The sequence below is a fragment of the Paraburkholderia nodosa genome (genome assembly GCF_001718195.1).
Classification (GTDB): Bacteria; Pseudomonadota; Gammaproteobacteria; order Burkholderiales; family Burkholderiaceae; genus Paraburkholderia; species Paraburkholderia nodosa_A.
The window spans coordinates 41,476-61,365 of sequence record NZ_MCNV01000032.1; the positions used below are offsets into that span (position 1 = coordinate 41,476).

A 19,890-nucleotide genomic window follows, 5' to 3' on the forward strand; every position below is an offset into this window, starting at 1 on the left:
GCGCGCGCATTGTCCGCCGCAGCACGCATCGCCACAATCGAGCTCACTATTTCGAATCCGTGAGGAACCGCCATGAGCCGCCTGCCGTTACATACCGTCGAGAGCGCGCCTGAAGCAAGCCGTCCGTTTCTGGAGCGCTCGCAGGCCGCGAACGGCTTTCTGCCGAACCTTGTCGCCTCGCTCGCAAACGCGCCCGTCGCGCTCGAAACCTACCTGACCGTCGGCGAAATCAATGGCCGCAGCGGCCTCACGCTCGCCGAACGTGAAGCCGTGCAAATCACGGCTGCCGCCATACACGGCTGCGGCTTCTGTGTCGCCGGTCATACAGCCGTCGCACTAAAGAAAGCGCAATTGCTGCCCACCATCGTCGATGCGCTGCGCGATGGCGTGACGAGCGGCGATGCACGCCTCGATGCCGTTGCCGAGCTCACACGCGACGTGATAACCACGCGCGGCGCAGTCGCCGACACGTCGCTCGCCGCGTTCCGCGCGGCGGGTTTCAGCGACGCCAACGCGCTCGAAGTCGTGCTAGGCGTGAGTCTCGCCACACTTTGCAACTTCGCGAACAACCTCGCGCAAAACGAGCTCAATCCGCAACTAGCCGCGTTTCGCTGGGAAGCGCACGCCCGCGTAGCATGATGCTCGCGCACAGCCACGCTCTGCCGTCGGACCTCGAGGACTGGCTCGACGCGCACGCCGACGCCATCGACACAAGCGCCGCCCACGCGAGCGAGATCGTGCCGCGCCTTGCGCGCGCTGGACTCTTTCGCGTCGGCGTGGCGAGTTCGCTTGGCGGCAGCGGCGGCACCACCGTTGATGCCATCGAGGCGATCGCGATGGTCGCGCAGCACTCGCTCGCGAGCGCATTCGTGTTCTGGGGCCAGCGCACGTTCATCGAATATATGCTGCAAACCGACAACGAAGCATTGCGTGCACGCTGGCTGCCCGCGCTGCTCGCCGGCGAGCATGCAGGCGCGACCGGCCTGTCGAATGCCATGAAGTACCTGTCCGCCATCGAGCCGCTACAGATGCGTGCGGCGGCGCGCGATGCACAAGCAACGCGGTTCGCACTCGACGGCGCGTTGCCCTGGATCACCAATCTGCGCCGCGAAGGCTTCGTGGTGGCAGCCGCGTTCGATCGTCACGACGGTGCGCCGCCCGCAATCTTCGCCGTACCGCACAACGCGCCCGGCGTCACACGCAGCGACGATCTCGACCTGATCGCGCTGCGGGGCAGCAACACGGCGGCGCTCACGCTCACGGACACCGAACTCGACGCAGGCTCGCTGATCGATGTCGATGCGCGTGCCTTCCTCGTCCGCGCACGGCCCGCCTTTCTGGGTCTGCAATGTGGCATGTCGATCGGGCTCGCGCGCCGTGCGCTCGACGCCGTGGCACTCAGCAGTCCTGCCGTGCGCACCGCGCTTGCCGATGACGCAAACGCCTTGCGCAACGAACTTGACGGGCTGAGCGCGCGTCTCTACGAAGGCGTAACCTGCGGCGCTTTTGTCGCAAAGCCGGCTGCGCAGTTCGAATTGCGCATCGCGCTCGCGGACGTGGTCGATGCCGCCGTGAGGCTTGACGTTCAGGCAGCCGGCGGGCGCGGCTACCTGCGCTCGACCAGCGCGACTGGCACGGCGCGCCGCAGTCGCGAAGCCGCGTTCGTTCCGATCGTCACGCCGAGCATCGTGCAACTAAAGCACCAGCTCGCGCAGGCCCGGCGCTGCGAGGCCGCATGAGCACCGTCGTTCACGTTCGAGGCGCCGACGCATTTCCGGCCGAGCACGCCGGGCACTCGCCGCGGATCGAGCTTCGCGGCATCGGGTTGCGCCGCGAGGAACGCAGCATCCTCGACGGCGTCGATCTCGCCGTGCGTGCGGGTGAGATCGTCTCGATCCTCGGCGCGAGTGGCGCCGGCAAATCCACGCTGCTGCGCATTGCTGCCGGACTGATCGCGCCGCATGCGGGCGACGTGCGCGTGGACGGCTCCCCCCTGACGACCACTCGCGCCGATGTCGCTCTGGCGTTTCAAGACCCCTGCCTCTTGCCGTGGCTCTCGGTTGAACGCAATGTGGCGTTCGGTCTTGGCTTCCGGCGCCAGCCGCAGCTCGCACGCAGTGAGCGCGAAGCGCGCGTGACTGCCGCCCTGCGAGCCGTCGGCCTCACTCATGCGGCTCGGCTCGCGCCACGCCAGTTGTCAGGCGGAATGGCGCAGCGCGCCGCCCTCGCTCGCGCGCTCGCGCGCGAGCCGCGCACGCTGCTCCTCGACGAGCCGTTCGGCGCGCTTGACGAACTCACGCGCGCCGACATGCAGCGCTTGCTCGTGCGCGTCGTGCACGACACGCAAGCGGCCACGCTGCTCGTCACCCACGACATCGACGAAGCGCTGCTGGTGTCCAATCGCGTGACCGTGCTGGGACGGCGCAGCATCGCGCTCGATCTGCCCATCAGCCTTCCCACGCCGCGCGAGGCGCACGTCGAGGCGCTAGGCGCCCTGCGTGTGCGCCTCGTCACCGCGCTGCGCGAGACGGTGGCGGACAGGACAGCGGCCGCCGCGTGACGGACGCGCCCACTTCGCAATCGACAATTCATTACACGAGGACGACCGCCATATGTGCCAGCTTCCGATGACCCGCCGCGAGTGGCTCAAGCTCGCATCGCTCTTTACCGTCGCGGGCGCCGCGCCGATGCTCGACGCACTGAACGCGCGCGCGGCCACCGAAGCGGACGCGCCGCTGCGCATCGGCTACCTGCCCATCACCGACGCGGCGCCACTGCTGGTCGCACATAACAACGGGTACTTCGAGCAAGCGGGCCTCGCGGTCGAGAAGCCCACGCTGCTACGCAGCTGGGCGCAGCTTGTCGAAGCGTTTCTCTCCGGGCAGGTCAACGTCGTGCATTTGCTCGCGCCCATGACGATCTGGGCGCGCTATGGCAGCCGCGCGCCCGCGAAGGTGGTGGCATGGAATCACGTCAACGGCTCCGCGCTCACGGTCGCCCCGGAGATCGGCAAGGTCGCAGACCTCGGCGGCAAGTCGGTCGCCGTGCCATTCTGGTATTCCATTCACAACGTCGTCGTGCAGGACATGCTGCGCGCGCAAGGCCTCACGCCCGTGCTCGGCAAGGACGGCACGCTCAAGCCCAACGAGGTGCGCCTCGTCGTGATGGCGCCCGCCGACATGCCGCCCGCACTGGCCGCGAAACAGATCGCTGGCTTTATCGTCGCCGAGCCGTTCAATGCGGCGGCGGAGGCGCTAAAGGTCGGCAAGGTGCTGCGCTTCACGGGCGACGTTTGGCGCGATCACGCGTGCTGCGTGGTCTTCATGCACGAGCGCGACCTGAACGGCCGGCCCGCGTGGTCGCAGAGGGTCGTCGATTCGATCGTGCAGGCGCAGGTCTGGACGCGTGAGCATCCGCGGGAAGCCGCGCAATTGCTTTCGAAGAGCGGTGCAAATCATTACACGCCGCATGCGGCCGGCATCCTGCAAAGCGTACTCGCACCCTCGCCTGCCGATGAGGCGCGCTACTTTGCCGACCGCGCCATCGTGCACGGCGACTGGCATGAGAAGCGGATCGACTTTCAGCCCTATCCCTACCCGGCTTTTACGGAGGAGCTCGTTCGGCGCCTCAAGACCACGCAGGTCGAAGGCAACGCACAGTTCATCACGGCGCTCGATCCAGCTTTCGTCGCGCGTGACCTGGTCGATGACCGCTTCGTGAAGAAGAGCATCGCAGCGGCAGGCGGCATGAAGGCGTTCGGCTTGCCCGACTCCTACGCCCGCTCGGAGAGCATAATTGTCTAGCCTGCCCGCCCGCACGGAACTTTCCAGCAAGCAATCGCGCGGGCGAAACAGCATGCCCGCGCGCGCCGCGCTCGGCGTGCTGGGTCTCGCCGCAATCGTGGCGTTATGGTGGCTAGCAGTAGCCGCGCTCGCGCGCCACAATGCGCTCGCCGCCCAATTCGGCCCACTTGCCGCATGGCAAGCACTTCCGGATCTGATCAGCGAAGACCGGTTGACTGTGCACATCTGCGCGAGCCTGCGGCGCATCGGCGTGGGTCTCGCATGCGCGATCGCACTCGGCGTGCCGCTCGGCTTCGTGATCGGGCGCATCAGGGCGATCGAAGCCGCGCTTTCGCCTGCGCTGCAATTCTTGCGGATGATCTCGCCGCTCTCGTGGATGCCGATCGCTGTCATGTCGCTTGGCGTCGGCGATCCGCCCGTCTACTTTTTGCTCGCGTTCGCCGCCATCTGGCCCATCGTCATGAGCACTGCGGCGGGCGTGCAGCATATCGATACGCGCTGGGTGCAGCTTGGCGAGAGTCTCGCCGCGACGCATGCCGAAATGATCTGGCATGTCTATGTGCCGGGCATCGCCGCACACGTCCTGACCGGCGTGCGACTCGCGGTCGGCGTGCTGTGGATCGTACTCGTGCCCGCCGAAATGCTCGGTGTGAGTTCGGGCCTCGGCTATCTCATCCTCGATACGCGCGACCGGCTCGCGTACCCGGAACTCGTAGCCGTTGTCCTCGTCATCGGCGCACTGGGCTTCATGATTGACTACGCGGCGCGTAGCCTTTATCACCGCTTCGGTGCGCAGCCGACGCAGGACTAGTGCACGTCGCTTCGGATGTTCAACGCCGCTTTCGCGCCGAGGGGCATGCCACAGGAGACGTGCTCGGCGGCCTCAAGCAGGCGCGTTAGTCTCGTGTCTCATTACGCTTAACAGCTTGCGCACGATGCTCTCGAGTGGCGTGTCCGGGCCGAATTGCGCGGCCACGCCATGCGCAACGAGCCGCGCATGATCCGCGCGCGGGACAATCCCGCCCACGACGACTGGCGCGTCGATATGAATCGCGCGCAGTGCGTCGATCAGCGCTGGAACGAGGCTCAGATGCGCGCCCGCGAGGGTCGAGACGCCGACGATGTCGGGCGAGCGCGAGGTCGCCCATTGCGCGGCCTGTCCGGGTGTCACAAAGAGCGGACCAATCTCCGTCTCGAAGCCTGCGTCGGCGAGCGCGGCGGCCACCACGCGCACGCCACGATCATGGCCGTCCTGGCCGAGCTTGAGCAGGACGATGCGAGGCGCGCGGCCGCGCGATCGCCGCCACTTTGCTACGCCGTCCTTCGCTGCCTCCCAGGCGGCATCGCCTGCACGAGCACGCGCCCAGGCGCGCCGGTCCGCTCGTACCGGCGCGCTCCAGCGCGGCCAAACCTGTTCGAGCGCCGATGTGCATTCGCCGACCGTTGCGCGCGCACGCATTGCGTCGATTGTCGCCGCGAGCAGATTGCCCTCGCCGCTTCTCGCGACCTCCGCGAGCCGCTCGAGCGTGGCGCGCACTCGCTGTGGATCGCGACTCGCACGCAGCCGCCGGAGCCTGTCGGCCTGAAGCGAGCGCATCTTCCGTGCATCGACATCGAGGCTTTCGCTTTCGTCGTCGTGCGGCACCCGGAAGCGATTGACACCGATGACCGCGCGTTCACCTGAATCAGTCTGCGCCTGAATCCGCGCCGCACCCTTGTGCACGCGCGCCTCGACCCAGCCCGACTCGATGGCCGCTATCACGCCACCTTGCGCGGCGATTTGCGCGAGCATCTCGCGCACCGCCTCGACGGTGCGCGCCGTGAGCACTTCCATCAGATACGAGCCTGCCCAGGGGTCAACTACGTCGCACAGCCCCATCTCGTGCTGCAGGATCAATTGCGTGTCGCGCGCAAGCGCCGCTGCGTCCTCACCAGGCAACGAAAGCGCCTCGTCCCACGCGTTCGTATGCAGCGATTGCGTGCCGCCGAACACCGCGGCCATCGCCTCGACGGTGGTACGCACGATGTTGTTCTGCGCGCGCCGCGCAGTCAGCGTCGAACCGGCAGTCTGGCAATGCATGCGCAACTGCATGGCACGCGGATCTCGCGCGCCGAACGAGCGTGCGAGTTCGGCCCACAGCACGCGCGCGGCGCGCAGCTTGGCAATTTCGCCGAAGAAGTCGCGCCCCGCTGCGAAGAAGAAGCTCAACCGGCGGCAAACGCGATCGACATCGACGCCTACCCCGACCAGCCGCCGCACGTACTCGCTTGCATTCGCGAGCGTGAGGGCGAGTTCGAGCACGCCGTCCGCGCCGGCTTCCTGGATGTGATAACCGGAAATCGACATCGCATTGAAATGCGGCATGTGCTCCATCACGTATCGCACCACGTCCGTTGCGATCCGCATGGAAGGCTCGGGTGCAAAAATATACGTGTTGCGCACCATGAATTCCTTGAGGATGTCGTTCTGGACGGTGCCGCGCAACTGCGCCGCACTCACGCCAGCCTCCTGCGCCGCGACGATGTATGCCGCAAGCACCGGCAGCACCGCGCCGCTCATTGTCATGGAAACGGAAACGCGGTCGAGCGCAACGCCTTCGAACAGACGTGCCATGTCTTCCACGGAATCGATGGCGACACCGGCCACGCCCACGTCCGCAGCAATATCTGCATGATCGGAGTCATAGCCACGATGAGTCGGCAAGTCGAAGGCGACCGAAAGCCCCACGGCGCCCGCCTCCAGCGCGCGCCGGTACGCGAGATTCGATACGGCGGCGTCAGCGCGACCCGAGTATTGCCGGATCGTCCACGGACGCTCGGTGTACATGGTCGCGTGCACGCCACGTATATAGGGATACTCGCCCGGCCGCGCGTCGAGCCACGGCACGCCTTCGAGGTCGGCCGCGGTGTAGAGCGGCTTGCGCGGCAAGGGCATCGTGTCATTCATGCGACCACCGTTTGTGCGTAACGACATCGGCAATGCGCACGCCGTCCGCCGCGCGCGCTATCGAGCACCAGTGCGAAAGGCCGCCGTGACTGGTGTGACGCGCTCCAAATGAAAGCATCAGGCGATCGCCCAAGTTTGCGTTGCCGTAGAAGGCCATATCGCGTTCGACGAGACACGGTGGCGCAGAATTCGACGCCGAGCGCCAGTGCCATTCGGCGCGCTCGACCATCGACTGAAAGCTCGCGAAATAAAGGAGATGCGCGCCGTTGAAATCGAGCGACGGGCACGGCAGGTACTCGACAACATGCTGCGCGGCGTGTTCCGCCCGGTCGAGCCGGCCATGACGCGTCCACTCGCCGGTACGAAAGCGCTTCGCCTGGCCGGCGAGGTCTGCCGCCGCAGCCGGTGTTGCACGCGGTGGCGCGCCACCGAACATCGCTCTGCATACCGAACGGTTGTCGCCACTGCGCTCGCGGCGAACAAACGTGGAGATCATCTCCACGCTTGCGATGGCACTCTCCGGCGTGAACACGCGAAAGACGCCAAAATGCCGCGCGAGCGCGATGCGTTGCACGTCGGCTTCGATCGCGAAGCGCTGATGCTCGCCGACCTCTTCGAGTCGCGCCTCGCGCACGCGGATCGCCGTGAACGCGGCATACGACTTTTGCCCTTCGTCGTCGTAGAAGTCCGGTGAGGCGAGACCTGCCTGCCGCGCGAGCGCGTTCCAGTGCAGTTGCCCGCAAGTGCGCAGAAGCCACTGCTCCGAGAGGCCCGCGAAGGCCAGCTCGGGCATGCCGGCGACGTACTGCGTGCGCGACGCGCCCTGTGTCTGCATGCGCACGGGTTCACGCGTCTTTTCAGGCCGCGCGCGCATCGGGCCTCGCCTGCGCGGCAATGAGGTCCGCGAGATACGCGGCGTCGCGCGCAACGCCCGAGAAGCGCCCGGAACCCCACGTATGCTGCCACGGCAGGCCAAGAAAATAGAGGCCGTTCTGCGCCGTCACACCGCGTACATGCCCCGGATAGCCACGCCCGTTGAACACCGGCAGGTCGATCCAGCTGAAGTCTGGCCGAAAGCCGATGCACCAGACAATGCTGCCGATGCCGCTCGCCGCGAGATCGAGCCACTCGCGCTCCGCTTGCGGCGCCCAGAGCGGTTGATAAGAGTTGCCCGGCGGCGCGCTGATGCCCTGTTGCGCGATGAATCTGTCGATCGACGCATTGATGCGGTTATACGTGGCGTCGGCACTGTCGAGATTCTCTTGCAGGTTCGGCGCGAATCGCAGCTTCCCGTCGGCATAGTCCTCGAGCACACCGTAAAGCTCCATGCCTTCGTGCGCGAACTTGCGCAAGTCGATGTCGCGTCCGCCGTCGCGCCCCGTCACGTAGTGATTGGTGTTGTCGCGTACGCCCTCACGCAGCGGATGTTCCTCGACCGGCATGTCGTAGTACTTCATGTCGGCAAGCCAGTCGACCACGTCTCGGCCGCGATAGAAGCGCGCGCAGCGCGGCGCCTCGCCCACTGCGAGCACGACCTTGCGGCCAGCGAGATGCAGGTCTTCGGCGATCTGCGCGCCCGACTGCCCCGAGCCGACCACAAGCACGGCACCTTCGGGCAAAGCTTCCGGCGTGCGATATTCCGACGACTGGATCTGTACGACATGGGCGGGCAGCCGCTCGGCCATGCGCGGCACAATCGGTGTGTGGTAGCCGCCCGAGGCCACCACGACCTGGTCGGCGCTCAGTGCGCCGTCCGAGGTCTGCACGAGAAAACCGCCCTGCGGACGGCGTGCTACGCGCGTCACGGCCACGCCTTCGCGCACGGGCGCATCGACGTGACGCACGAAGCCGTCGAGCCACGCGATGATCTCGTCCTTCTTCATGAAGCCGTGCGGATCGTCGCCGCGATAGGGATAGTCTGGCAATGCACACTGCCAGTTCGGCGTGACGAGGCAGAACGCATCCCAGCGCTGCGCGCGCCATGTGTGCGTGACGGAGCGCTTTTCGAGGACGACATGACCGATGCCGGACTGCTTGAGGTAATAGCTCATCGAGAGGCCGGCTTGACCGCCGCCGACAATGGCGACGCTGACATGGACCTCGGCGGCAGGTGCCTGAATGGACATAAGAATCTCCTTAAGCAACGTTCGCGGCGGTCACGCCGCCACGACGCTGTGAATCAATCGACGCTCACGACAGTGACGAGCGCCGCCGGTTGCGAACGGAATGGCTGTGCTGTGCGTTCGATCACGTCCCACTGGTCGAGCGCGGACGAACACGCGTAGCCGAACTTCTGGCGCACGCGTTCGGACGCCGCGGCCAACGCGTCGTGCGTCGCATCGAGAAACGCGTCAAGCGGATAGTCGCCGGGTTGCAGATAGTCCCGGACAACGGTCGAGGGCGAATAGCAACGCGCTTCGGTGCCGTCCGGCCAGCGCACGACGAAATGAGTGACGGGCATGGTGGGGTCCTGGTCGGGTGCTACGAAGACTGGTTTGCGAATGCGCGCGTCGCGCGGCGGTCCGCGGGCACGATGAAGGGCTGCGCGTCGAACCGCCAGACGGTGCGCGTTTCGGCCTGCCAGCGCACGTCTACCGAGGACTCAGGCTGCATCTCGCCGATGCCGGCGCATGCAATGCCGCGCCCCTCGAACCGTGCGATCACTTCGGCTACATGTTCTTCGCGCACGCTCAGCAAATAGCCGTAGCTCGGAAAGATCTGAAGCCAGCGCGAGAGCGGCACGCCGTCGGGCTTCGGCAAGTGGGCAAGATCGATCACGACGCCCACCCGCGAGCACTCGGCCAGCATCATCGCGGTGCCGACGATACCGGCCATACTGATGTCCTTCGCCGCCACGCACAGGCCGTCTTCAGCGATCTGCGCGAGCAGCGCGAGATCGCCGCGCAGACGTTCGGCCGGCGCTTCGGTGGCCGCGTTCCAGTAGGGATACGGTTCGACGAATGCGCCGCGCAAATCGACCGCCATCAGCAGCCTGTCGCCCGAGCGTGCCTCGAAGCTCGATAGCAGGCGCTTCGCGCGGCCAAGGATCGCGACTGCGAGTTGCGTGCGGTCGCTGCGCGCATTGCTGTGCCCGCCCACAATAGGCACGCCGAGCTGCCGGGACGCCGCCGCCATGCCTTCGAGCACCTGCGCAGCGGGTGCGATGCCCTGACTCCAGATCACGTCGACGACCGCAATGGGCCGGCCGCCCATCGCGCAGACATCGCTCACGTTCACGAGCACCGAGCAATAGCCCGCGAACCACGGCATCGCCTCGATCAGGTCGCTCACCATGCCCTCTGCGGCAAACAGCAGATAGCCGTCGCCGTCGGGAATCGCGGCGCAATCATCACCGGCGGCCATCACCACGGATGCGTCGTGGCCCGCGTCGAGCGCGGCGAGCATCGGCGCGATGTCGGTCTTGTGCGCAAGGCCGCGGCTCGCCCGGATCGTCTCCACGATTGCGTCGAGCGTCATGCGGCCCTCCGCTGGTCAATGGTGAATCCCGCATACGGCGTCGCGCACGGAGGATAGTGCGCAAGATCGGCCCGCATGACGTGATGCGCGCGCCCGAACACGATCACCTCGTCGAGCGTGCACCAGTGCAGACGGCGGAAGAGCGGCGCGTTCTGCGCCTGCACGCGCGCGAGAAACGTCGTGCAGCCGAGCGCGTGGGCGCTGCTCACGGCGAGACGGATCAGTGTCGCGCCGATGCGCCCGTGCCGGCGAAAATCCGCGCGCACGGCAAGCCGCGAACCGTACCAGACCGATGCATCTGCGGGATCGCGATGAATGCGCACGGTGCCCACCACCCAAGGCGCCGTGCCGCCAGCGCCTTGCACGGCGACGAGCAGTTGCGCAGCGTCGTCAGTTTCGTCTCGATCATCTCCCTCGAAAATGCCTTGCTCTTCGCAAAACACGGCACGGCGAATCGCCAATGCTTCTTCGCGCTCCCACGGCTCGCTGGCCCAGCGCACGACGATCTCCTCGTCGGTATCGTGCGACGCACTCATGCCGCCACCTTTTCGAATGAAGCGAGCGACGAGCATGCTCCGCATTTGCCGCAGCCTGCCTTGATGTCGTCGGCACGCAGGCCCGCCTCGCGCACCATCGCCCCGAGCGGCGCGAGAATCGAGCGCATGAACTCGGGCGTGGGGGGCGCGTGGTCTTCGAGCGGCGTGCCCGCAATGGGCACGAACGGCACCACGAACGGATAGACGCCGATACGCAGGAGTTGCTGCGCGGTATCGAGAATCCGTTGCGGTGTGTCGCCGAGGCCGGCGAGGAGGTACGTGCTCACCTGACCGCGCCCGAATACGCGCACGGCCGCTTCGAATGCTTCCATGTAGCGGCTCACGGGCACCGACGCCTTGCCGGGCATGATGCGCGCGCGTTCGGCCTCGCCGATCACTTCGAGATGCATGCCGAGCGTGTCGATGCCCGCTTCGCGCATGCGCCCGAACCAGGCGTCGTCGTCGGGCGGCTCGCATTGCGCCTGAATCGGCAAATTGACCGCGCGCTTGATTGTCCGCGCGCTTTCGCAAAGAATCGCGGCGCCGCGGTCGGGCGTGGCTGGCGTGCCCGTCGTGAGCACCATGTGCTTCACGTTGTCGAGCAGTACCGCCGCGCGTGCCACCTCGGCGAGCTGCTCCGGTGTCTTGCGCGCAATCGTGCGGCCCGCCGCGAGCGACTGGCCGATTGCGCAGAACTTGCAGGCCTTCTTACGGCTCTCATAGCGGATGCAGGTTTGCATCACCGTCGTCGCAAGCACATCGGTGCCGTGCAGCGTCGCGATATGCGAGTACGGCACACCATCGAGCGTCTGCAGCTTGTAGAAGCGCGGTGTCTTCGCAAAGGCGATCTGCGCAACGGGAATGCTGCCGCGCCTGAGCACGCTCACACCGGCATCGTCGGGCGCATCCGCAACGAATGCAGACCGGTGCGCGCCGTGCGTATGGACCGGCACCATGAGCGCAACGCCGTCGATCACAACGGCCTTGTGGTCCGACGGTCCCGCGCCTCCGCGGCGCGACAGGCCCGTCGACTCCGGCTCGGCCAGACGCAGTCCGCTCGACTGAAGTTCAGTCAAGAGTTGCAGGTTCGATTCCGGCAGGTTGACGCTGGCATTCATCGTGGGCACTCCTGGTGGGGACGACTGGGGCGACGCTCGCCTCGTCGAGAGAAAACACGGGCGTGGCGGGCCGCTCGTTGATCGCGAGACTCAACAGCTCGGGCCGCGCATAGTGGCCGACCGAGTCCATCATGCGTTTGCGCTTGGTGATGAGCGCCATGTCGAGATCGGCGATCACCATGCCTTCGCCTTCGCGCAGCGGCGCGGCCAGATGCTGGCCTTCCGGCGAGACGATCGCGGCATTGCAGCCGCCACGCAGCGCTTTTTGCAGCCTGGGGTCCGTCGTGATCGATTCGATCTGCGCGTCGCTGAGCCATCCAGTTGCGTTCACAACGAAGCAGCCCGACTCCAGCGCGTGATGACGGATCGTCACTTCGATCTGCTCGGAGAAGATCGGCCCGACGAGCGAGCCCGGGAACTGGCTGCAGTGGATCTCCTCGTGCTGCGTCATCAGCGCGTAGCGCGCGAGCGGGTTGTAATGCTCCCAGCAGGCGAGCGCACCCACGCGCCCCACGGCCGTTTCCGCGACCTTCAGGCCTGCAGCGTCGCCCTGCCCCCAGATCATGCGTTCGTGGAAGGTGGGAGTGATCTTGCGGCGCTTCACCTTGATCTGGCCGTCCGCGTCGAAGACCAGCTGCGTGTTGTAGAGGCTGCCGTAATCACGCTCGTTCACGCCGAGCACGATCACCATGCCGTACTGGCGCGCGAGCGAGGCCACCGTGTCCGTGACGGGCCCGGGTATCGCCACCGCCTGCTCGTACAGCCGCAGATGCTCGGCGCCCGATTGCACGGGTGGCAGTACGAACGAGAAATACGGGTAGTACGGCAGAAAGGTTTCGGGAAACACGGCGAGCTGCACGCCCTCGCGCGCCGCGGCGACGATGGCCTCGCCCACGCGCTCGAGCGTTCGAGCGCCCGATTCGAGATCCGGCGCGATTTGCACCGCCGCCGCGCGCACAATGCGCTTCGTGGATGTGATCGACATGGCGATACCCGTGTGCGTTCAAACAGTCCAGGTGTCGATCACGAGCGCGTTCGACTTGCGATGCAGCAGTTTCAGGTCGAGCACGTCGAGCGGATTGATCGGGCGCACGCCTTCGATCAGCGCAGCCTCACCGTGGCCGTAGAGCGCCTGCAGCGCAAAGCGGCACGCATAAACCTTGCCGCCTTCGGCCATGAACTTCATCAACTGGTTGTTGAAGTTCAGATGGCCCGGAAACGCTTCGGCGCCAAGCGTGGGAAAGCCGCGCTGCACGCCCAGCATCACACCGGGACCGTAAAGCAGGATCGACGTTTCGAAGCCCTTGCGTTGCAGCCGCGTGGCTTGCAGCATGTTGACGAAACCAATGGAACCTTCGAATGCGACCGTGTGGAACGTAACGAGCGCTTTCTCGCCGGGTTCCGCCTTGATGTCCTCGAATACCTTCTCTTCGTAATCGACGAGGAAGTCGCCGGTCTTGTGGGCGGGCGTGGTGATGGCGGGCATTGCGTGACTCCGTTCAATAATTGAGGACTGTGGCCGACCGGTGGCCGGCGTCTCTCTTATCGCAACGGGTATGCCATCAATCGGCACGCTTCATGCGATCAATTGGCAATCAATGCCACGTGCCGCGAATGATCCAGACGATTTTTTCTCGTGAAGCGCCCGCCAGGCGCGTATGCACGCCGCGCCCCGGCGTTGTCGTGATCTGGCACACGCCCTGGCTCGGGGCAACGCGCATTCGCTTCAGGTGCATGCATGCATCAATTCGGATCATTCAACGCGATCACATGCAATCAATTGTTTATTTTCCGGCGTCCGTTCTCACTAGAATGAATGGGCCCACTTTTGGAGGCGCCTGCGCGCACGTCCATGACGAACGTCACTGCCCATTGGCTCAAACGGCTCGCCGAAAGCAACAAGCCCGTTTATCAGACCATTCCCGACCTCATCGAAGAAGATGTGGCGAGCGGCCGTCTGCGCCCGCGCGACCGCCTGCCCGCGCTGCGCGATCTTTCGGATGCGCTGAAGATCAATTACACGACGCTCGCGCGAGGGTATGCGGAGGCGCGCAAGCGCGGCCTGATCGACTCGCGCGCAGGCAGCGGCACGTACGTGCGCGGAAGGCCGCCCGCGGTGCCGCTGCGCGCGGGCACCTCGCTCGAAATGACCATGAACATGCCGCCGGAGCCGCCGGAAATGACGGCGCGGCTCGCGGAATCGGCGGCACAGATCATTGGCGCAGCCGACCCGTGGTCGATGTTGCGCTATCAGGATTTCGGCGGCTCGCAATTCGAGCGCAACATGGCGAGCCAGTGGCTGCGCCACGCCCTGCCTTCGCACCGCGCAGATGCGCTATTGGTGTGCCCCGGCATACACAACGCGCTCGTTGCGCTGCTGCTTAGGCTCGTCAAGTCCGGCGAAGCGATCTGCACCGATTGCCTCGCGTATCCGGGCTTGAAGGTGATCGCGAATCAGCTTGGCATGCCGCTCGCGCCGCTGCCGCGCGATGACGAGGGTCTGAGTGCCACGGCGTTCGAGGTGCTTTGCAAGACGCGCAAGCCGGGCGTGCTCTACTGCAATCCCACGCTGCAGAATCCGACCACACGCACACTCTCGCAGAACCGCCGCGAACACATCGCCGATATCGCGCTGCGCTACAACGTACCGATCATTGAGGACGACGCCTATGGCATGCTCCCTGAAACACCGCCCGTGGCGCTCGCCACACTCGCACCAGAGCTGACCTACTACGTCACCGGGATGTCGAAGTGCTTTGGCGCGGGGTTGCGTGTGGCCTTCGTCGTCGCACCGAGCGCCCGGCATGCCGAACGTCTCTCCGGTGCGCTGCGCGCGACCACGGTGATGGCAAGCCCGTATATGTCATTTCTGGCGGCACGCTGGATCGAGAGCGGCGTGGCGCAACAAATGCTCAAGGCAATTCGGGGCGAGTGCGAGGTGCGCCAGCACATGGCGGCGCAGATTTTCGCGTCGCGCGAAATCGAAGCGTCGAGAGACTGCTTTCATCTGTGGCTTACGGTGCCCGCCGAAACCGGCTGGAGCGCGTCCGAACTCGCTTCGCATTTGCGCACGAAGCAAATCGGCGTGGTCTCCGGCGCGGCATTTAGCACAGACGGCAATCCGCCCAATGCCGTTCGCATCTGCCTGGGTGGCCCCGGTGACGCGTTTGCGATGGAGGAATCGCTGCATCTGGTTGCAGACATGCTGGATCATCCGGACAATCTTCATTCCCCCATGCTGTGAGTCGTGGCTGCTACATCTCTGGTCGCACCGCACCCTCTTGACATGGGCAACCGACAGCTCAATGCCAATCGGTTGAATCACACGCGGCCGCTCGCGCAAGTAAATTTGAAAATCGTCTAGCGGGCCTCCCGCTGCCGCCCCGCAGGGCGGCGGGGTCAAAGTGAGTTTGCGAAACCGACACAGAACGCTGCTATTCGGATAAGTCTTCTTGTATTGATAGCGGTCTGAGCCACCTGACTCCCGAGAATGACACACTCCGGCCTACGAGCATACCGACTCCATTTCCCGCGACGATTTATTGAGACATCCGATGGCTTTCGCGAGCCGCCGTCTCAGAGCGGCCACTACCCTTCTCAAGCGCGAGGGAACCTGCCGTTGGAATAGCCGCAGTACTCTGGGAACCTGACGGACTCGCTACGCGCGCAAATCGGCCATAGCCGACGTTCAGGCTTTCGTGTTGGTGAGGCGGCTATGGATTCGCTTCCTGACATTCGCATCGCGACAGCTACGAATGTCAGGTTCACTCCAAACGTATGCGTGCTTTCGACCCTGAATAGACGTTCGCGTTCGCGAAAAGCGGACACTTGATAGTCTGAGCGAGCCATCGCTAATGCTTACCGTTCAGTGCGCGCAACTCCTTTATGAGCTGGTACGTAATACCACCGAATACTGTTAAGTAGAGCGGTATTCCGGCCAGAGCCGGTCTCCAACCAGCTCCGTGGTGAATTGATATCGCGAGAACGAAAAGCGCCATCCCAACGCCACCTGAATAGGCCACAACAGCGCGCTTATATAAACGCCTGCGAGCGAGATCCGTTTCCCCTGACATACTTCCCCCCGATCTTTTCGCGATTGTCGACGATCCGGCCTGCGATGTCGAACGACCGAAGGTGGCCGCACTCGGAAGTTCGTCGCCCAACGCTGCTCGTGCATCCTACCGCCGCTCCGAACTTCCGTAGTCGACTGCGGATTCAACTCGTTCCTGTCATTCGATGCTGAACTTTGCAAATGGGCACAATGGAGCCTATATCGGACATCGGAAAGGTCCATGTAATGGCTGACGAATACCTGCGTACCGCTCGAGGAATGGAAATACGTGAGTCCCAGAGTCTCAGGTCGCCGAGGGGTTGCTCTGGAGATACCGGTACTCGTGCCACGTGAGGGCGATGACGACGATGTCCAATGCGGTCACGAGCAGCAGCCAGACCGAATGGGTGTACGTGAAGCGGTAGGCCTGGTAGGCAATGAACAGCGCGAAGACGACAATCGAGACAGGAAAGTACCACAGTCGCTCGCGCAGCAAACCGGCCACGAGCCACAACTTTATCACCCCATGAGCAAGCAGATAGAGCCCCGCGAATCTCTGGGCATCGACGGACAGGTGTTGCACGGTGTGAAGGAGAAAATTCGCTAACAGATCGTGCGGATCCTCGGCGAACTCATCCCTGGTGACCCACACCACAACCGCCAGAAAATACCGCTGCGGCACCAGGTATGTGGCGACGCCCGCGACAACTTCTGCAAGCGCGAAGACGGCCTTGAACCCGAGGGTCAACTCGAACAGCAGGTGCAGATTCTTCTCGCGCAGTAACCTCACTTTACCCGCCTCACCCATTTGTTACCCCCGGTTCGGCGACTTCCTCGCGCGTGAAGCGCCCGTAACGCAAGGCCAGCGTGGGCAGCACGATCAGGTTCAGTGCGGTCGAGGTGATGAGCCCGCCAAGAATGACGATCGCCATCGGCCCTTCGATCTCGTTGCCCGGCGCGCCACTGGTCGCAGCGAGCGGCGCCAGCGCGAGCGCAGTGACCAATGCAGTCATGAGGATCGGCACGAGCCGTTCTGAGGCGCCACGCACCGCGGTGCTCATGTCCCAGGCCAGGCCGTCGGTGTACACCAGATGCTCATAATGGCTGATCAGCATGATCGAATTGCGCAGCGAAATGCCGAGCAGTGTGACGAAGCCCACCATGCTGCCAAGTGACAGGTTCCCGCCGCTGAGGACCACGCCCAGGACTCCGCCCACCAGCGCGAAGGGGAGGTTGATCAGCACCAGCAGCACGGCGCGCCGGTTCTTCAACGCCATGAACAGCAGTAATGCGATGCCCACCAGCGCAATTCCGCCGTACGCGAGCAGATCTCGCTGCGACTGCGCGCGTGCTTCGCTCTCGCCGCTGAAAACGGCATAGGTGCCCGCAGGCATCCTGATCTCGCGATTCACACGCGCCTGCGCTGCCTTTACGAAGTCGCTGACCGGCCGGCTGCCAAGATTGACCGACACCGTCTGCACGCGCTGGCCACCGTCGTGCGCGATCTGGTAGCGGCCGGCGACCTGACGGATCGTCGCGAGCGAGGTTAGCGGCACAGCAAAGCCATCGGCGTTGCGCACCATGAGTTTGCCCACGCCGCCGATCGACCTGCGTTGTGCCGGGTCGAGCACGACGGCGACGTCGTAGGTGCGGCTGCCCTCGTAAATCTGCGAGACGGTCACGCCGGCATAGGCAGCCTGGATCGCATCGAGCACTTCGACCGGACGAAAGCCCCAGCGGCTCAGTGCATCGGGATTGAGCCTCACATCGAGCTCGGGAATCCCGGGAGGAGAATCCACCCGCACACTGGCAACGCCGTGGATCGTACCGATGAGCTGAGCGATCTGCTGCGCCGTGCGGTCGATGACGTCGAGATTGTTGCCGAAGACATTCACGACCACGGGGGCTGTTGTCCCCGAAATGGTTTCGTCGATGCGCTCCTCGAGGAACGTGTTGACCGAGGTGGAGAGGCCCGGAAAGCGCGCCAGCGCCTGGCGAATCCGGTAGAGCGTCCAGCTCTGGCCCGATGCGCCCAACGGCTTCAAGTCGACTTCGAATTCCGAGAGCTGCACGCCGGTCGGGTCGACCACACCGTTCGCGCGGCCGGCGCGCTGCGCCACGAGCCGCACGCCCGGCACCTGCAGCAGCGCCTGCGAGACCTGGGTGCCGATGCGCATCGATTCGGCAAGCGAAGTACCCGGCGCGAGCCCCATGTGAGCGGTGTAGTGGCCTTCGCGCAGTTGTGGAATGAAGCTCCCGCCCATGAAGGGCAGGGACGCGAGCGCCGCGGCGCACATCACCGCGACGATGACCATGACGCCCTTCACGTGTTGCTCGACCTTTGTCAGCAGCGCCATGTAACGTGTCTTGAGGCGCCCGATCAGGCGCGGCTCCCGCTCGGGCAACGGCCCCTTCGTCAGGAGGGCGAGCGCCATCGCGGGCGTGAGCGTCAGCGCGACGCCCAGCGACGCGAGCACGGCGAAAATGTAGGCGATGCCCAGCGGGGCAAAGAGCCGTCCACCGATACCCGTGAGCGTGAGCACGGGCAGGAAGATCAGCATCACGATGAAGGTGGCGAAGACCACGGCACTGCGCACTTCGAGTGAAGCACGGAGCACGACGCGAAATGCGGGGAGCGGCTGGGCCAGCAAGCGGTTTTCACGCAGGCGGCGGTAGATGTTCTCCACGTCGATGATCGCATCGTCGACCACCTCGCCCAGCGCGATGGCAAGGCCGCCCAGGGTCATCGTGTTGAGGCTGACCCCGAACGAGGTGAGCACGATGATCGCGACCAGCAGCGACATGGGAATCGCCACGGCAGAGATCACAGCGGTGCGCACGTTGAGCAGAAACAGGAACAGCACCGCAACGACCAGCAAGGCGCCGACGACGAGCGCCATGCGCAGGTGGCCGACAGAGGCTTCGATGAAGTTGGCGGGCCGGAAGACGTTTGTGTTCACGTCGACGCCCTGACGGGCGAGCACCGGAGCAAGCCCGGCGAGCGTCTTTTCGATGTCGCGCGTCACGGCCATCGTGTTGGTCCCGTACTGGCTTTCCATCACGACCATTACACCGGGCTTGCCCATGATCGATGCTGCGCCAACGGAAGGTGCGTTACCCCACGTCACGCTGCCAACGTCGCCAAGGCGCACGGCTGCGCCGTTGCTGGAACGCAGCACGACACCCGCGAGTTTGGGTGGCGTCGCGATCTGGCCATCGGCGTTCACGGCGATGCGCTGATTGCTGTTCTCGATGAACCCGGCGCCGCGCACGCCTGTGGCTTGGCGCGCCGCGGCAATGACATCCTGGACCGACAGGCCGTGGCGCATCAGCTTCGCGGGATCGACCTGGATCTGCATCTGGCGCGTCTGACCGCCGAACACGATCACATCGGCCACGCCTCGTGTACCGAGCAACGGCGGTTTTACGGTCCACTGCGCAATGTCGTAGAGGTCCGCGAGCGAGCGCGTTTTCGACGTCAGGCCGATGGTGCGCACGACGCTCGTCGTCGTCGTGAGCGGCAGGAGCTGGGGTGCCGCGACACCGGTCGGCAGCGTGCCCGCGAGTCCGGCGATGCGTTCGGTAACGAGCTGCCGGACCTGCATCGCGTTGGCATGGTCGTCGAACACGAGCGTGACCGAGGAGAGGCCCTGCATGGACCGCGAGCGGATCGACTGCAGGCCGGTCATGCCGCCGAGGGCATTTTCGACCGGCTGGGTGACGAGGGTCTCCACCTGCTCGCTGGTCATGCCTGGCGCAGCCGTCTGCACGATGCTCATCGGCGGCGCGAATTCAGGGAAGACGTCGAGCCTGGCGCGCGTGAGGGAAAAGAGCCCGTAGCCAGCCACCATGACGGCCAGCGAGAAGATGACGCCGCGAAAGCGCAGCGAAAAGCGGATGATTGCGTCAAGCATGGGGCGGCGTGTGGCGTTGTTCCGGGCAGGGCGTGCGAGGCTCA

17 protein-coding genes are annotated in these 19,890 nt (G+C 65.0%); 6 read left to right on the top strand and 11 right to left on the bottom strand.

Annotated elements, in window-relative coordinates:
• The first annotated feature begins 72 nt into the window (after positions 1–72).
• From BFD71_RS33740 to BFD71_RS33760, 5 genes are read left to right on the top strand one after another with little or no spacing between them, the layout of a single operon-like run.
• Positions 73–639 carry a carboxymuconolactone decarboxylase family protein gene (locus BFD71_RS33740; RefSeq protein WP_069268565.1) on the top strand — a complete coding sequence of 189 codons (567 nt, stop codon included), beginning with the start codon at positions 73–75 and terminating at the stop codon, positions 637–639.
• Positions 636–1,739 carry an acyl-CoA dehydrogenase family protein gene (locus tag BFD71_RS33745; protein WP_069268566.1) on the top strand — a complete coding sequence of 368 codons (1,104 nt, stop codon included), beginning with the start codon at positions 636–638 and terminating at the stop codon, positions 1,737–1,739. Before BFD71_RS33740 ends, BFD71_RS33745 begins: the two co-directional genes overlap by 4 nt.
• Positions 1,736–2,560 carry an ABC transporter ATP-binding protein gene (locus tag BFD71_RS33750; RefSeq protein WP_083245615.1) on the top strand — a complete coding sequence of 275 codons (825 nt, stop codon included), beginning with the start codon at positions 1,736–1,738 and terminating at the stop codon, positions 2,558–2,560. Before BFD71_RS33745 ends, BFD71_RS33750 begins: the two co-directional genes overlap by 4 nt.
• 52 nt (positions 2,561–2,612) lie before the next feature.
• Entirely contained in the window at positions 2,613–3,803 is a 1,191-nt protein-coding gene (locus BFD71_RS33755) for an ABC transporter substrate-binding protein (protein ID WP_069268567.1), read from the top strand.
• Positions 3,804–3,855: 52 nt separating this feature from the next.
• Positions 3,856–4,614 (top strand): ABC transporter permease, encoded by a 759-nt coding sequence (locus BFD71_RS33760; RefSeq protein WP_069268568.1) that lies wholly within the window; start codon positions 3,856–3,858, stop codon positions 4,612–4,614.
• 72 nt (positions 4,615–4,686) lie between these two features.
• Here BFD71_RS33760 and scpA read toward each other — a convergent pair whose 3' ends face one another.
• Genes scpA through BFD71_RS33805 form a run of 9 tightly spaced genes read right to left on the bottom strand, consistent with a single transcriptional unit; the run spans position 4,687 to position 13,367 of the window.
• Complete coding sequence (gene scpA / locus BFD71_RS33765; protein ID WP_069268569.1) at positions 4,687–6,750, bottom strand: methylmalonyl-CoA mutase; 2,064 nt, start codon at positions 6,748–6,750, stop codon at positions 4,687–4,689.
• A complete protein-coding gene (locus BFD71_RS33770) occupies positions 6,743–7,624 on the bottom strand; it encodes a Pnap_2097 family protein (RefSeq protein WP_256095025.1) in 882 nt (293 codons plus the stop codon). The genes scpA and BFD71_RS33770 overlap by 8 nt, the downstream gene beginning before the upstream one ends.
• Complete coding sequence (locus tag BFD71_RS33775) at positions 7,608–8,876, bottom strand: MSMEG_0569 family flavin-dependent oxidoreductase (RefSeq protein WP_069268570.1); 1,269 nt, start codon at positions 8,874–8,876, stop codon at positions 7,608–7,610. The genes BFD71_RS33770 and BFD71_RS33775 overlap by 17 nt, the downstream gene beginning before the upstream one ends.
• A 53-nt stretch (positions 8,877–8,929) precedes the next feature.
• Positions 8,930–9,211, bottom strand: a complete 282-nt coding sequence (locus tag BFD71_RS33780) for an MSMEG_0570 family nitrogen starvation response protein (protein ID WP_069268571.1) — start codon at positions 9,209–9,211, stop codon at positions 8,930–8,932.
• 20 nt (positions 9,212–9,231) lie between these two features.
• Complete coding sequence (locus BFD71_RS33785) at positions 9,232–10,227, bottom strand: sll0787 family AIR synthase-like protein (RefSeq protein ID WP_069268572.1); 996 nt, start codon at positions 10,225–10,227, stop codon at positions 9,232–9,234.
• Positions 10,224–10,763, bottom strand: coding sequence for an MSMEG_0567/Sll0786 family nitrogen starvation N-acetyltransferase (locus BFD71_RS33790; RefSeq protein ID WP_069268573.1), 540 nt, complete (start codon positions 10,761–10,763; stop codon positions 10,224–10,226). Before BFD71_RS33790 ends, BFD71_RS33785 begins: the two co-directional genes overlap by 4 nt.
• Positions 10,760–11,881 (bottom strand): MSMEG_0568 family radical SAM protein, encoded by a 1,122-nt coding sequence (locus BFD71_RS33795; RefSeq protein WP_069268574.1) that lies wholly within the window; start codon positions 11,879–11,881, stop codon positions 10,760–10,762. Before BFD71_RS33795 ends, BFD71_RS33790 begins: the two co-directional genes overlap by 4 nt.
• A complete protein-coding gene (locus tag BFD71_RS33800) occupies positions 11,832–12,866 on the bottom strand; it encodes a Nit6803 family nitrilase (RefSeq protein WP_069268575.1) in 1,035 nt (344 codons plus the stop codon). The genes BFD71_RS33795 and BFD71_RS33800 overlap by 50 nt, the downstream gene beginning before the upstream one ends.
• A gap of 18 nt (positions 12,867–12,884) precedes the next feature.
• The gene (locus BFD71_RS33805) at positions 12,885–13,367 is read right to left on the bottom strand and encodes an MSMEG_0572/Sll0783 family nitrogen starvation response protein (RefSeq protein ID WP_069268576.1); all 483 of its coding nucleotides are present in this window, start codon (positions 13,365–13,367) and stop codon (positions 12,885–12,887) included.
• Positions 13,368–13,733: 366 nt separating this feature from the next.
• Between BFD71_RS33805 and BFD71_RS33810 the strand changes: the two genes are divergently transcribed.
• Positions 13,734–15,125, top strand: coding sequence for an aminotransferase-like domain-containing protein (locus BFD71_RS33810; protein WP_069268589.1), 1,392 nt, complete (start codon positions 13,734–13,736; stop codon positions 15,123–15,125).
• Between the two features lie 1,111 nt (positions 15,126–16,236).
• Here the strand turns inward: BFD71_RS33810 and BFD71_RS33815 are convergent.
• Both BFD71_RS33815 and BFD71_RS33820 read right to left on the bottom strand, forming a co-directional pair.
• Positions 16,237–16,740, bottom strand: a complete 504-nt coding sequence (locus BFD71_RS33815; protein ID WP_069268577.1) for a DUF2127 domain-containing protein — start codon at positions 16,738–16,740, stop codon at positions 16,237–16,239.
• The gene (locus BFD71_RS33820; RefSeq protein WP_069268578.1) at positions 16,733–19,846 is read right to left on the bottom strand and encodes an efflux RND transporter permease subunit; all 3,114 of its coding nucleotides are present in this window, start codon (positions 19,844–19,846) and stop codon (positions 16,733–16,735) included. The genes BFD71_RS33815 and BFD71_RS33820 overlap by 8 nt, the downstream gene beginning before the upstream one ends.
• Positions 19,847–19,890 lie beyond the last annotated feature (44 nt).

Bases quoted from the DNA above. Each gene is read 5' to 3' on its own strand.
- BFD71_RS33775 (WP_069268570.1), bottom strand. From the start codon at position 8,876: ATGTCCATTCAGGCACCTGCCGCCGAGGTCCATGTCAGCGTCGCCATT.
- BFD71_RS33750 (WP_083245615.1), top strand. From the start codon at position 1,736: ATGAGCACCGTCGTTCACGTTCGAGGCGCCGACGCATTTCCGGCCGAG.
- BFD71_RS33815 (WP_069268577.1), bottom strand. From the start codon at position 16,740: ATGGGTGAGGCGGGTAAAGTGAGGTTACTGCGCGAGAAGAATCTGCAC.
- BFD71_RS33810 (WP_069268589.1), top strand. From the start codon at position 13,734: ATGACGAACGTCACTGCCCATTGGCTCAAACGGCTCGCCGAAAGCAAC.
- BFD71_RS33740 (WP_069268565.1), top strand. From the start codon at position 73: ATGAGCCGCCTGCCGTTACATACCGTCGAGAGCGCGCCTGAAGCAAGC.
- BFD71_RS33780 (WP_069268571.1), bottom strand. From the start codon at position 9,211: ATGCCCGTCACTCATTTCGTCGTGCGCTGGCCGGACGGCACCGAAGCG.
- BFD71_RS33785 (WP_069268572.1), bottom strand. From the start codon at position 10,227: ATGACGCTCGACGCAATCGTGGAGACGATCCGGGCGAGCCGCGGCCTT.
- BFD71_RS33745 (WP_069268566.1), top strand. From the start codon at position 636: ATGATGCTCGCGCACAGCCACGCTCTGCCGTCGGACCTCGAGGACTGG.
- BFD71_RS33770 (WP_256095025.1), bottom strand. From the start codon at position 7,624: ATGCGCGCGCGGCCTGAAAAGACGCGTGAACCCGTGCGCATGCAGACA.
- BFD71_RS33805 (WP_069268576.1), bottom strand. From the start codon at position 13,367: ATGCCCGCCATCACCACGCCCGCCCACAAGACCGGCGACTTCCTCGTC.
- BFD71_RS33755 (WP_069268567.1), top strand. From the start codon at position 2,613: ATGTGCCAGCTTCCGATGACCCGCCGCGAGTGGCTCAAGCTCGCATCG.
- BFD71_RS33790 (WP_069268573.1), bottom strand. From the start codon at position 10,763: ATGAGTGCGTCGCACGATACCGACGAGGAGATCGTCGTGCGCTGGGCC.
- scpA (WP_069268569.1), bottom strand. From the start codon at position 6,750: ATGAATGACACGATGCCCTTGCCGCGCAAGCCGCTCTACACCGCGGCC.
- BFD71_RS33795 (WP_069268574.1), bottom strand. From the start codon at position 11,881: ATGAATGCCAGCGTCAACCTGCCGGAATCGAACCTGCAACTCTTGACT.
- BFD71_RS33760 (WP_069268568.1), top strand. From the start codon at position 3,856: ATGCCCGCGCGCGCCGCGCTCGGCGTGCTGGGTCTCGCCGCAATCGTG.
- BFD71_RS33820 (WP_069268578.1), bottom strand. From the start codon at position 19,846: ATGCTTGACGCAATCATCCGCTTTTCGCTGCGCTTTCGCGGCGTCATC.
- BFD71_RS33800 (WP_069268575.1), bottom strand. From the start codon at position 12,866: ATGTCGATCACATCCACGAAGCGCATTGTGCGCGCGGCGGCGGTGCAA.